This window comes from Sellimonas caecigallum (assembly GCF_019754295.1).
GTDB classification, from domain to species: Bacteria; Bacillota; Clostridia; order Lachnospirales; family Lachnospiraceae; genus Sellimonas; species Sellimonas caecigallum.
In genome coordinates, this window is the sequence record NZ_VIRV01000001.1 from 422,710 (window position 1) to 435,272 (window position 12,563).

At 47.6% G+C, this 12,563-nt stretch carries 11 protein-coding genes; 1 reads left to right on the forward strand and 10 read right to left on the reverse strand.

The genetic code is table 11. The features are described from left to right. Positions 1 to 39: 39 nt before the first annotated feature. The 6 genes from FLB61_RS01980 to FLB61_RS02005 form a co-directional block, all read right to left on the reverse strand. Entirely contained in the window at positions 40 to 1,431 is a 1,392-nt protein-coding gene (locus FLB61_RS01980) for a glycine--tRNA ligase (RefSeq protein WP_087211595.1), read from the reverse strand. Positions 1,432 to 1,529: 98 nt separating this feature from the next. After that, positions 1,530 to 2,270, reverse strand: a complete 741-nt coding sequence (gene recO, locus FLB61_RS01985; RefSeq protein ID WP_221919257.1) for a DNA repair protein RecO — start codon at positions 2,268 to 2,270, stop codon at positions 1,530 to 1,532. After that, complete coding sequence (locus FLB61_RS01990) at positions 2,206 to 2,394, reverse strand: hypothetical protein (protein WP_144018254.1); 189 nt, start codon at positions 2,392 to 2,394, stop codon at positions 2,206 to 2,208. Before FLB61_RS01990 ends, recO begins: the two co-directional genes overlap by 65 nt. 53 nt (positions 2,395 to 2,447) lie before the next feature. Continuing rightward, complete coding sequence (era, locus tag FLB61_RS01995) at positions 2,448 to 3,362, reverse strand: GTPase Era (RefSeq protein ID WP_087211592.1); 915 nt, start codon at positions 3,360 to 3,362, stop codon at positions 2,448 to 2,450. Positions 3,363 to 3,381: 19 nt separating this feature from the next. After that, entirely contained in the window at positions 3,382 to 6,306 is a 2,925-nt protein-coding gene (locus FLB61_RS02000; RefSeq protein ID WP_221919258.1) for an insulinase family protein, read from the reverse strand. A gap of 27 nt (positions 6,307 to 6,333) precedes the next feature. Next, the gene (locus FLB61_RS02005; RefSeq protein ID WP_087201845.1) at positions 6,334 to 7,065 is read right to left on the reverse strand and encodes a GTP pyrophosphokinase; all 732 of its coding nucleotides are present in this window, start codon (positions 7,063 to 7,065) and stop codon (positions 6,334 to 6,336) included. A 232-nt stretch (positions 7,066 to 7,297) separates the two neighbouring features. On the opposite strand from FLB61_RS02005, the gene FLB61_RS02010 reads away from it, so the two are divergent. After that, on the forward strand, positions 7,298 to 8,125 hold the full coding sequence (locus FLB61_RS02010; RefSeq protein ID WP_087201847.1) for a glycerophosphodiester phosphodiesterase family protein: 828 nt from the start codon (positions 7,298 to 7,300) through the stop codon (positions 8,123 to 8,125). Positions 8,126 to 8,179: 54 nt separating this feature from the next. On the opposite strand, the gene FLB61_RS02015 is transcribed toward FLB61_RS02010, so the two are convergent. Genes FLB61_RS02015 through FLB61_RS13175 form a run of 4 tightly spaced genes read right to left on the reverse strand, consistent with a single transcriptional unit; the run spans position 8,180 to position 12,560 of the window. Continuing rightward, entirely contained in the window at positions 8,180 to 9,586 is a 1,407-nt protein-coding gene (locus FLB61_RS02015) for an aldehyde dehydrogenase family protein (protein ID WP_087201849.1), read from the reverse strand. A gap of 23 nt (positions 9,587 to 9,609) precedes the next feature. Beyond that, complete coding sequence (locus tag FLB61_RS02020) at positions 9,610 to 10,500, reverse strand: dihydrodipicolinate synthase family protein (RefSeq protein WP_087201851.1); 891 nt, start codon at positions 10,498 to 10,500, stop codon at positions 9,610 to 9,612. A 34-nt stretch (positions 10,501 to 10,534) separates the two neighbouring features. After that, positions 10,535 to 11,728, reverse strand: a complete 1,194-nt coding sequence (locus tag FLB61_RS02025; RefSeq protein WP_087201853.1) for an NAD(P)/FAD-dependent oxidoreductase — start codon at positions 11,726 to 11,728, stop codon at positions 10,535 to 10,537. Beyond that, on the reverse strand, positions 11,706 to 12,560 hold the full coding sequence (locus FLB61_RS13175) for a (2Fe-2S)-binding protein (RefSeq protein WP_087201855.1): 855 nt from the start codon (positions 12,558 to 12,560) through the stop codon (positions 11,706 to 11,708). Before FLB61_RS13175 ends, FLB61_RS02025 begins: the two co-directional genes overlap by 23 nt. Positions 12,561 to 12,563 lie beyond the last annotated feature (3 nt).

Consider the following 12,563-nt stretch of genomic DNA (forward strand, 5'->3'; position numbering starts at 1 on the left):
CAAAGGAGGCCGAAAGCGTTGTCACTTCCGGCCTGCTTTTTAATATTCAAATTTCTTTTCGAAATATGCTTTCAAATCTTCAATCTTGACTCTTTCTTGTTTCATTGTGTCACGGTCACGCACCGTCACTGCTCCGTCTTCTTCGGATTCAAAATCGTATGTCACACAGTACGGTGTACCGATCTCATCCTGTCTCCGGTAACGTTTTCCAATATTTCCGCGGTCATCGAATTCGCAGTTATAATATTTGCTGAGTTCTTCACAAATTTTCTCTGCGCCTTCATTGAGCTTCTTGGACAACGGAAGTACACCGATCTTTACAGGTGCAAGTGCCGGATGGAAATGAAGGACTGTTCTCACATCTCCGCCTTCCAGCTCTTCTTCATCGTATGCCGCACATAAAAATGCGAGAACGACACGATCCGCTCCAAGTGACGGCTCGATGACATACGGCAGATATTTTTCCTTCTTTTCATCATCAAAATATGTCATATCCTGTTTGGATACATTCTGATGCTGTGTAAGGTCAAAATCTGTACGGTCAGCAATTCCCCAAAGTTCGCCCCATCCGAACGGGAAGAGGAACTCAAGGTCCGTAGTTGCACGGCTGTAATGGGAAAGTTCTTCTTTCTCATGGTCACGTGCGCGAAGCTCGTCGTCTTTCATTCCAAGCCCTTTGAGCCATCCGATACAATAATCTTTCCAGTACTGGAACCACTCAAGGTCTGTTCCCGGTTCACAGAAGAATTCCAGCTCCATCTGCTCAAATTCACGTGTACGGAATGTAAAGTTTCCCGGAGTGATCTCATTTCGGAAAGATTTTCCGATCTGAGCAATACCAAACGGTATTTTCTTTCTGGATGTCCTCTGTACATTCTTAAAGTTTACAAAAATCCCCTGTGCTGTTTCCGGGCGAAGATATACCACGTTCTTTGCATCTTCTGTCACACCTTGGAAAGTCTTGAACATCAGGTTAAATTCACGGATTTCTGTAAAATTGTGCTTGCCGCAGCTTGGACACGGGATTTCATGCTCATTGATAAAATCCATCATCTTCTGATGGGACCATGCATCCACACTCTCCGTAAGTTCAATATTGTGTTCTTTTGCGAAATCCTCGATCATCTTATCTGCACGGAACCGTTCTTTACATTCCTTACAGTCCATAAGCGGATCGCTGAAGTTTCCAAGATGGCCGGATGCAACCCATGTCTGCGGATTCATCAGGATCGCACAGTCTACACCTACGTTGTACTTGTTTTCCTGGACGAACTTCTTCCACCATGCCTTCTTTACATTGTTTTTCAGTTCCACTCCAAGATTTCCATAGTCCCATGTATTTGCAAGACCGCCGTAAATTTCAGACCCAGGATATACAAATCCTCTTGACTTTGCAAGAGCCACGATTTTTTCCATTGTTTTTTCTACCATCGTCCTCTACCTCACATTCTTTCCTAAATTGTTTTCATTATAAGGGAAAACCTGCTGTTTTGCAAGCTTTTACACGGTATAAAGGATGCAAAGTCACTTTAAACCAGCTTCAGCATATCCATTGATTTGAAGTGGTGGCCCACATACACATCCATATAGCGGCGGGATACCTGGCTTAGCTGGGAGAGCACTTCGCCGCTCACGGTAAACGTATACAGTTTTTCAACCGGAGTTGCCACAATAAACTGCAGGGCATATACTGTCGACTTCTGGATGGGTATCGCATCCTCCGCCTTTCCCTGACATCCTCCGCACAGAAGTCCTCCCTTTCTTGCGCTGAACCAGAAAATATCCTCTGTTTTTCCACATCCGCTGCACTCAAACACTCTCGGTGCTTCTCCTCCGAGACTGATGATCTTCAGCTCGAATATGTAGCGGATGAGCTGCAGCGGAATACTCCGTTTCACAACGATTCGCATCGTCTGGTATAAGAGTTTTAGAATCTCTGTCTCATCGTTATTTTCCCTTGTGCAGTAATCCGCAAACTCCAGAAAATAAAATCCATAATATGCCGCCTCAATATCCGTGAGGAGCTCTCCAAAATAATTCTGGATATCTGTCTGCTTCAGTGTGTAGGAGGATCTCCCCTCATACAAGGAAAATGTACCGAACACAAAAGGATTGGTTGTTCCCATCAACATACTGCCCGGTTTTCTTGCTCCCCTGGCAAATGCAGAAATCTTTCCCCGTTCCCTGGACAGAATCACAATCCTTTTATCGTATTCCCCGATCGGTATGGCTGACAGGATCATCCCTGTCACGGTAATCGTCTGATTCACCTTTTTCATCCTTCCTGCTGCGATACCGACTGTCTTCCAGGATCTCTCCTTTCATCCGTCTATAAGTCAGATAATCTTCCACCTTCCCGGTTTCTTCGAACCGTGCCCAGTATGTTTCTTTCATCGTATCACCTCTTCATCCGTATATGGATGTAGGGTTTCCGATTCTCTCTGTCCTTATTCTTCTTCCCGGTATCCAAAATTTCTCATCAAAAACTCGCTGTCACGCCAGTCTTTTTTTACTTTGACCCATAACTTTAAGTTTGCTTTGCAGTCCAAAAGTCTCTCGATCTCATACCGTGCAGTACTGCCGATTTTTTTCAGCATACTGCCCTGTTTCCCGATGATGATCCCCTTGTGGGAATCCCTCTCACAGATGATCGTCGCATCGATGTCCGCTATCGTTCCTTTTGGGCTTTGTCTGAATTTCATCCGGTCAATCACAACCGCGATTCCATGCGGAATCTCTTCATTCAGGCTGTGAAGTGCTTTCTCACGGATCAGCTCCGCCACAATCTGCCGTTCCGGCTGGTCTGTGACCGTATCCTCATCGTAAAACTGTGGTCCGTACGGAAGGTACTGCATGATGACTTTTACCAGTTCATCCGTATTTTCTCCGCTCCTTGCACACACCGGGACAATCTCTGCAAAGTCGTAGACATCCTTGTACGCGGCGATACACGGAAGCAGATCCTCTCTTTTGACTTTATCCACCTTATTGATGACAAGTACAACCGGGGTATGGACTTTTTTCAGCTGTTTGGCGATGTGCTGTTCTCCCGCCCCGATAAAGGTCGTAGGCTCCACAAGCCAAAGCACGACGTCTACCTCATTGAGGGTCCTTTCCGCAATATTGACCATGTATTCCCCCAGTTTATTTTTTGCCTTGTGGATACCCGGTGTATCCACAAAAACAATCTGCCCCTCATCCGTCGTAAGAACGGTCTGTATGCGGTTCCTCGTCGTCTGAGGCTTGTTGGATGTGATGGCGATCTTCTGTCCGATCAGCCGGTTCATCAGCGTGGATTTCCCGACATTCGGCCTTCCGATCAATGTTACAAAACCTGATTTATATTGTCTTTCGTCCGTCAACGTCTCTTCTCCTTTATTGTTAGAACAATGCTTTCACTTCTTTAAATACAGCCTGTTCTTTTTCTACTTTCTCTTCGTTTCCAATGACGCAGATCTGCTCTGCATCGATCACTTTCTCCACAATATCTGCCAGCGCACGGATATCTTCCTGTGTTGCATGCAGCACCTGAAGACGTTCTTCTTTGATCGTCTGGGCAGATACTCTGTTCATATACAGATTCATGGAACGGTCTCCTTTTATGGCTGGTGTCATCGGCTGGTCCATATTGCTGATGGTTCCTATGATGAATTTTGTCATATCTCGGTCGCTTACTGAGAAATTCCGAAGGTATTCCGTCACTCCTCTATAGATATCCAGCGTATTTTTCAGATGAGGATCCCGGTAGGACACAAAGTATCCTTCTCCCAGCCGGTTGAAACTACTCATACAGCCGTACGCGCCGCCTTTAACACGGATATTCTGCCAGAGATATTCATACCCCATGATCACTTTCAGAATCTGGAGCGCCCCCGTATACTGCTGTCCTGCTTCGATAAAATTGCCCGCCATTGCAGCATACTGTACTTTGGAAGATGTCATAAACCCTTCGTTTTTCTTCTCACAAACAAGGGTAAATCCACCCTTTTCCACCTCATCCGTGCAGAGTGCACCCGCAAACTCCTCCATCTCGCGAAGTACCGGATCAAGGCTTTCCCTGGAAGCTGTGTAGCTTACCATCATATTTTCCCTGCGGAATATCTTTTTTACAAGATGCGTCAGACAGGCTGTCAGTTTTTCTTTTTCTTTCTCAAAATGATCCGCAATCCTGCTCACAGTCTCGTAGTACTCGATTCCGTTTGTCATATCTTTGAACCTTGCAAGCGGCGAATTATAGGACATTGCCCGAAGCGCTGCGCTTGTGTGTCCGGCGGAGAGGAATTTCATCTGCAGTCTGGACTTCAGCATATCCACGATCTCTTTCAAACGTTTTTCATCTGTCAGAACAGAATGCATCAAAATTTCTTTCATCATGGAGCAGGCAAACGGAAGCCCTTCGTACAGTGATTTTGCCTTTATCTCAAATGTCGGCCGGTATTCTTTTTCTTTTACTTTCGTCACATCCGCATACATCTCAAGAGAAGTCTCAATTCCGCCGGTGCGCATATTGATCTCGTTGAAAAGTTCTCCGTACTCATAGTGTTCCGTATCAATGATACCGAGCACCGCCTGAAGAAGCCCTACATAAGGGATTTCTTCCTGCGTCAACGTTCTGAGATCAAAGAGAATATCCAGATATCCGATACCGTTTGTCTCGATTTCATGGTAAATAAACGGCACATCCCCTGCTTTAAGTTCTTCGTTGAAGATCGGAGCGATTTCCTCTGAAATATCGCTTACTTCCAACACCGGAATCTTCTCCAGGATTTCGGCAGGAGTAGGTTCTTCCTGATATTCCCTGAGCTCTTTTGTATCTCTCACAAGTTTTGCGAGCTCCTCCTCAGACAAGCTTTCCTTGTATGCTTTCAATTTTTCAGCCAGTTCCTTGTCATGTTTTGCAGTCAGCCCTTTTTTCGGACTGATCGTGACGATGGATGCGTGCGGATTGTCGAGCAGATACTCCCGAATGAGTGTTTCGTAATAACCGGTAGATATCTGTTTTTTCAAAAATGCAAAGGTATCCAACGCTTCGATGTGGATAAACGGCTTGCTGTCATCGTAAAGCCAGCTGTCGAAAATCTGAAGGCCGTACATCAGCCCTTTCGGATAGTTCCCAAAATCCGCTTCATGGTAACGGAATTCATGGTAATTAATCCCTGCTGTCAGGGCCTTCTCATCCATGCCTTCCTCTGCAATCTTCCGAAGCGTATCTTCAATGACACGGACAAACTCTTCTTTCTGCGACAGCTCTGCATTCTTTGCGATCACGGAAAAAATCGGCTGATATATGCCGTTATCGTAGGAGCCTGTCACATCGTAGCCGATGCCTGCATCCAAAAGTGCCTTTTTAAGAGGTGCTCCCGGGGCGGATAAAAGTGCATAATCAAGTACGGAAAACGCCATATACAACTCTCTGTCAAGGCTTGTTCCCACCACTTTATTGTAAGACAGATACGTATTATTTTCCTCAGACTCTGTATTGGAAATCGAGTATTCACGGTCCCATTCTACTGTTTTTTCAAATGGCTTCTGCATCCTGATAGCCGAGTCGATCTCTTCTTTTTCAAACTTGCTCAGATACATCTCATCCAGCCATGCAAGCTTCTCTTCCATATCCATATTTCCGTACAGATAGATATAGCTGTTGGAAGGATGGTAATACTTTTTGTGGAAAGCCAGGAACTGTTCATAGCTGAGGGACGGGATCTCATCCGGGTCTCCTCCGGACTCGTTTGAGTACGCTGTATCCGGGAAAAGTGAATTCAGCACCATACGGTCCAGAACACCTTCCGGAGATGAAAATGCACCTTTCATCTCATTGTACACAACTCCATTGTATTTTAGTTCTGCATCTTCACTCTCCAGCTCATAACTCCATCCTTCCTGGCGGAATGTTTTGTCGTTCTCATAGATATTCGGATAAAAAACGGCATCCATATATACATGCATCAGATTCTGAAAATCTTTGTCATTGCAGCTTGCCACCGGATACACCGTCTTGTCCGGATAGGTCATGGCATTTAAAAATGTATTGAGTGATCCCTTTACCAGCTCAACGAACGGATCCTTAGCCGGAAAATTTCTCGATCCGCACAACACGGAGTGTTCCAGAATATGTGGAAGTCCTGTGCTGTCCTCCGGCGGTGTCCGGAATCCCACTGTAAATACTTTGTTTTCATCATCATTTTCGATAAGTACGAGCCTTGCTCCGCTCTTTTTGTGACGCAAAAGCGTTCCGTCCGACTGAATGCCTTCCAGTCGTTTCTGTTCCAGCACTTCATATGCTTCTAATCTTTTTCCGTCCATACGCTCACTCCTTCTGTCGTTCCTGCGCTATACCGCTTTTTTCTTTTCTTTATCATCTAGTATGCCGCTTTTTTGGTCTTCTCTATGCACGGAACTTTCCGCTTCACTTTTCTCGATCATATTGCGTATATCCTGCATTTCCTGATCCAGACGTGAGATGACATTGGCACACCGTTTTAGCTTTGTAATGATCTGTTCTTCATTTTCGATCACTTTTTTATACCGCAGCTTGTGATCCACACTTGCCCAGAAATCCATGGCTATCGTGCGGAACTGCACCTCCACTTTCATATATTTCTTGCCGTCTGCCAGAAAGATCGGCACTTCCAGTATCAGGTGGAGACTTCGGTATCCGTTGTCCTTCGGATGCTTGATATAGTCTTTTGTCCGCAAAAGGCGGATATCATCCTGCTTTGTCAAAAGCTCTGCCAGCTTATAGATATCTTCCTGAAACGCACATACGACCCGGATCCCAGCCACATCAAACAGATTCTCTTCGATGCTGGTCAACGTCAGCTCAAATCCTTTGCGCTGCATCTTTTCCAGGATACTCTCCGGAGATTTCAGCCTTGTCTCGATAGATTCAAAAGGATTGCGGTCATAGTTCAGGGAGAACTCCGCATTCAATACGTTAAGCTTTGTCTCCACTTCCATGATCGCACATTTATATTTGTTCATCAATGCTGTAAATTCCGCGCTGTTTTCCAATCCACGGCCAAGTTCCAGAGCCAGATCAGAAGTTTTCAAGTTCTCATTCATTGACTTACACCTCTTTTTCCTCAAAACCTTTGTTGGCTTTTTCTAAACACGGGAATGCTGATTCCCCTCTGTATAGTATAACAGAGCCCCCCTGGAATCTCCAATGAAAAATCTATAAACAATTCGCACCATCATTCTGATTTTGTGCTATGATGATAGCAGAGGAATTCATCCGTACACATTGCTTGCAGGATGTTTTGTCATAAGATTTTTTACACTCAGGAGGAAGGTTATGAATAGAAAAAATTTTTCTGTCTTGACACACGCTGCTGCACTTGGCCTTGCCTATCTCTTTTCCATTACACCGCGGCTCATTGGGCGGGCAAAGAGAATGCCGGGACTTTATTTTGCGCACCGGGGGCTCCACAATATTGAGAATGGGATCCCTGAGAATACGCTGGCAGCATTCCAGGCTGCGGCGGACCATGGTTATGGGATCGAAATGGATGTCCAGCTTACGAAAGATGGTCAGGTTGTCGTAGCCCATGACTTCGACTTAAAGAGGATCTGCGGCATCGAAAAAGATGTGGATGAATGCACATACGAGGAGCTGTGCCGCTTTCCCGTCCTTGGGACCGACCAAAGAATCCCTCTGTTGAAAGATGTTCTGAAAATTGTGGACGGGAAAGTACCGCTGATCGTGGAAATCAAGTATAAAAAGATTGGGAGCGCTGTCTGCAGGAAAACCGCACAGATTCTGGACACGTACCCGGGAACTTACTGTATCGAATCATTCCACCCTCTGGCACTTTTGTGGTACCGGAAATTCCGTCCGGACATCTGTCGTGGACAGCTGGCGATGAATTTTCATAGGGATGACGGGAAATTCCATCCTGTGTACTATTTTCCACGCCATCTGCTCCTGAATTTCCTTACCAAGCCGGATTTCATCGCCTACGATCACCACGCAAAAGCTGCGATTTCCCTGACCTTGTGCCGGGTGCTCTTTGGGATTCCGTGTTTTGCCTGGACTGTAAAATCCGTCCGGGAACTGTACGCCTGCGAGCGAACCTTTGACTATTTTATTTTTGAAGGATTTCTCCCTGAAAGAGACAAGTGACAGATAAAGCAAAAAGGAAGGGCACATCCGCCTGGATGCACCCTTCTTTTTGTTTTATCTGTCATAGATTGTTTTCACTTCCAGGAATTCTTCATAGCCTTCTACGCCGCCTTCCCTTCCGAGACCAGACTGTTTATATCCTCCAAACGGGGATGCCACGTCCCACTGTCCGGCGTTGACATAGACCGTTCCGGTCTTCATCTGGCGGGCTACCTTGTTTGCCTCTTCCTCTGTTCCAAACACCGCTCCTGCAAGCCCGTATATGCTGTCGTTGGCGATTTCCACCGCCTCTTCCACCGTCCGGTACGGCAATACCACAAGTACCGGTCCAAAGATTTCCTCCTGGGCAATCCGCATATCTCGCTTCACGTCGCTGAATACGACCGGTTCCACATAATAACTGCCATTGTCTTCCGGGATTGTTCCGGCAATCATCCGTGCCCCCTCTTCAAGGCCAAGTTCAATATATTTTCTTACCCTGTCAAACTGTTTTCTTGAGGAAAGAGGTCCCTGTGACACCGTCCAGTCGTCAGACGGTCCGTATGTGTAATCCTTCAGCTCGTTCAAAATGATTGCTTCCGCCCTGGAAAGCTCATCTTCCGGCACAAGAAGCCTGGTAAGCGCATTGCACGTCTGCCCTGCATTTGGGACAACGGTGTCGAGAACCGTCCGAATACCGCCCTCCCAGTCTCCGCCTTTCAGAAGGATGGCTGCAGATTTTCCTCCCAGTTCCAGCGCCAGCTTTTTGATGTTCACGAGAGCCTTTCTCGCCACTTCTCTTCCGGCATCTGTGGATCCGGTAAAGGAGATCATATCCACATCTTTATGGGAAGCCAGCGCATTCCCGACTTCTCCTCCGCGCCCGGTCACAAGATTGAACACCCCATGCGGATATCCCGCTTTCTCAATCTCTTCCGTCAGAATGTAAGCCGTAAGAGGAGTGAACTGGCTTGGTTTCAGCACAACGCAGTTTCCTGCCAGAAGTGCCGGCACCACTTTCTTTTCAATCTGTTCCAGAGGGAAATTCCACGGTGTAAGTCCTCCCACTACCCCTACTGGTTCTCTTCTCACAACTGATGTCTGCCTTCTCTGCTCATATGTAAATTCTGAGGCCACTTTCACATAATGGGACGCCTCCAAAAGGAAAGGATCTGTGTGTACTTCCGCCGAAACTTTGTACGGAGAGCCCAGCTCTTTTGTGATGGTTTCGATCAGTTCCTGCCTGCGGCTTTTCAGCCCTTCCACAACCTTTCCCATCAGATCCAGCCTTGTCTCAAGAGGCGTATACTGCCATGTTTCAAACGCCTTGCGGGCTGCCTCTACCGCCCGATCCACATCTTTTTCGTTTCCTCTTGGCACTTTCGCGATGATCTCATGGGTAGCAGGATTTTCAATCTCAATATACGCGTCGCTTTGGGAGTCTACCCATTCCCCGTCAATAAATAATTTGCGGATTTCCATATCTGTTTTCTCCTTTCCTGCATTTATCTGAGTTTTTCAAACTGCATTGCTCTTTCCACATAGGACTTCTCTTCCCCGGTAAGTTCCATCCTTGGCCTTCTCACAAAACCACCGTTCAGTCCCTTTTTACCAAGCCCATATTTCAAAGCCTGTACCGGTTTCGGGAAAGACTCAAGGACGTTGAGAGCAGGGAGGATCTCCTTGTAAATCTGCATCCCTTTTTCCAGGTCTTTTTCCAGGCATACCGACCGATACAGTTCCACACATTGCCTTGGCGCAACGTTTGCCAGCATGGAGATCCATCCGCATGCGCCGTCCGCAAAGCTTTCATACGCCAGATTGTCGCATCCGCAGAAGACGGACACTTCTTTCGGCGCATCCAGGAGTACTTCCGTCAGTTTCTGCATCGTCCCGCTGGATTCTTTTACGATGGCTGTGTAAGGAAGGGCCAGGATTTTTCTGAACGCTTCCTGCCCGATCTCGATCCCGGCAGATCCCGGGTTATTGTATGCCACGATCGGGAACTCGGTCTGTTCTTCTATATAACGGTAATGTTCCACAATCTCATCCTGGGCAGGGTGGCAGTAGAAAGAAGGGAGCACCATGGCCGCGTGGGCTCCGCATGCCTTGATATTTTTTACAAGTTTTACAACATCCTCCGGCCTTTCTCTGGATGCTCCCACGATCACACTTGTGCGATCCTTGATATAAGGAACAATCTCTTTTACATACTCCATGTGTTCTTCATCCGAAATGCTCTGATACTCTCCGGTGGCTCCGAGAATACAGACGCCCTGGACTCCGTTTTCGATCAGCCAATCCAGATTTTTTTTGGCTGACTCATAATCAAAGGTACCGTCTTTCTGGAATGGTGTGACGGCAACTGCGTATACTCCGCAAAATAATGGATTCATATCTTACCTCCTGATATACGAAATGGACTGTTTTTTATCTTTCTTCTTTTGAAAAAAATCTGTCGTAGCGAAGCGGGGACAGATCCATAAACGGCGCTTCTCCCGCAATCATATCTGCCATGACTTTTCCTGTGATAGGGGCAAGCCCGATCCCATCTCCTTCGTGCCCGGCTGCAATATAGAATCCTTCCACCGGGGTCCCGGACACAATCGGCATGTGATCCGGCGTATACGGCCGCAGTCCGCTGTAGGAACGGATCACTTTGATGTCTGCTATAACCGGAAAGAATCGGATGGCACGTTCCGCCATGGCCTTCATGACTTCAATCTCCGAGGAAATGTCTTCCCCGGCAAAAGCCCTGGAAGAACCAATGAGAAAATTGTGGGATGCCGTCGGCTCAAACACAAACGCAACTCCATGTTTTTCTACCCGTTCAGAGACCGGCCTTCTGTAGCTTCCAGACTGAAATTTCGTGAGCATGTAGCCAAACTCGTGTACCTTTCTCCTGGCCACCTGGAAAGTCTGTTCCGACACAAGAATCTGCCCTTGCCTTGGCCGGATGGGAATCGGAAGTCCTACCATGGCCCCGATGGCCGGAGCCCACACGCCGCAGGCGTCCACAACATTCCTGGCGAGGATCGTACCGTTTTCCGTTTCGATCCGGAACGCATCCTCCTGTTTTTCAATATTCGTTACGCGATTATGAAGAGAGAGGATGGCTCCCTTCTTTTCCGCTCCTAACGCCAGCCCGTAAGCCAGCCCGATTGGATAGACAGAACCGTCGGATATCGTCTCCAACCCTCCATAGATATCTTTTGCCAGCAGGGGTTCATCGTCCTGGATCTCTTTTTGATCCATCATACGCATGGAGATCCCGCACTCCTTCATGTCCTGGCAAAATTTTGAGGCAATCTCAAATTCCTCTTCCGTCTCAGTGAGGAACAGGCTTCCCTTTTGCTTCCACTCCAGATCATAGTCCAGTTCCCTGGAAAGCTCCGGGAACATATCCTGGCTTGCCTTTGCAAATATAGCGTCAAATCCCGGCTGTTTGTCACATACAAGCACATTTCCGTCGCTGCGGCTGCTCGTAGACTGCGCAATATCGCCCGCATCAATCAGAACGACTTGAGCCCCTTTTTTGGCGTTGAAATACGCAACCGAGGAACCGATGGATCCTGCTCCGATTACCGCCACATCAAACGTCTTATACATTGTCCCGCTCATCATCGCTTTCCTCCTTATCTGCCGCCAATTCCCCAAAGCTTACCGGGCGCACCGGCGGTCTGTCCGTACTTCCCAGTATCTCACTCATCGGTTTCCCGGTTTCTTCCGCGATCATCCTGGCAACGATCTTTCCGCATGTTCTCCCCTGGCAAAGTCCCATGCCGGCGCGGACTCTTCGTTTCACTTCCGTGACCGTTGTCGCCTTGTACTCACGGATCGCTTTTCGAATCTCTCCGGCTGTGATCTCCTCGCACCGGCAGACAATCACATCATCATCCAGAATCTCGTCCTTTTCTGCCTTGTGAAATCCTTCTCCCTTCTCCGGAAGCCGCAGCCTTCTCATCGTCCGGACCTGATCGGCATATTCTTTTGGAACAGCCAATGTGATAACCGGCGTGTGATCGTTTCTCTCCGGGTTCATGACTTTTATGACTTCTGCTTTGCAGACAAACTCCCCTGCCCTGCTGAGCGCATCCACCTGGTCGCCTTTTTGTGGAAGCGGCACGTACTCGAACGGAAAACTGACTGCTGCAAGCCCGTTTCCGAGAGACTTGTCCACCACGAAAATCGCAAGACCCGGACACGCCGCTACGCACATCCCGCAGCCCACGCACTTTTCCGTATCGACACGCGGTGTATTTGTAATAGGGTTCCCAATCTGAATGGCATGAAACGGACATGCTCCCTCACAAGGATTGCACGGGATCTGCTGCACACATTCGACAACCGCTACCGGTCCTTTTTCCCAACGCTCTTCTTCCGGCCATCCGTTTGCCTGCCGTATTTCCTCCGCAGATGGATAGCCATCATAGATAATCCCTTTTTCTGTGCCCATATG

Coding starts and splice junctions, on each gene's coding strand:
- FLB61_RS01980 (WP_087211595.1), bottom strand. CDS start 1,431: ATGGTAGAAAAAACAATGGAAAAAATCGTGGCTCTTGCAAAGTCAAGA.
- FLB61_RS01990 (WP_144018254.1), bottom strand. CDS start 2,394: ATGAAAGAAACATACTGGGCACGGTTCGAAGAAACCGGGAAGGTGGAA.
- FLB61_RS02000 (WP_221919258.1), bottom strand. CDS start 6,306: ATGGACGGAAAAAGATTAGAAGCATATGAAGTGCTGGAACAGAAACGA.
- FLB61_RS02005 (WP_087201845.1), bottom strand. CDS start 7,065: ATGAATGAGAACTTGAAAACTTCTGATCTGGCTCTGGAACTTGGCCGT.
- FLB61_RS02010 (WP_087201847.1), top strand. CDS start 7,298: ATGAATAGAAAAAATTTTTCTGTCTTGACACACGCTGCTGCACTTGGC.
- FLB61_RS02015 (WP_087201849.1), bottom strand. CDS start 9,586: ATGGAAATCCGCAAATTATTTATTGACGGGGAATGGGTAGACTCCCAA.
- FLB61_RS02020 (WP_087201851.1), bottom strand. CDS start 10,500: ATGAATCCATTATTTTGCGGAGTATACGCAGTTGCCGTCACACCATTC.
- FLB61_RS02025 (WP_087201853.1), bottom strand. CDS start 11,728: ATGATGAGCGGGACAATGTATAAGACGTTTGATGTGGCGGTAATCGGA.
- FLB61_RS13175 (WP_087201855.1), bottom strand. CDS start 12,560: ATGGGCACAGAAAAAGGGATTATCTATGATGGCTATCCATCTGCGGAG.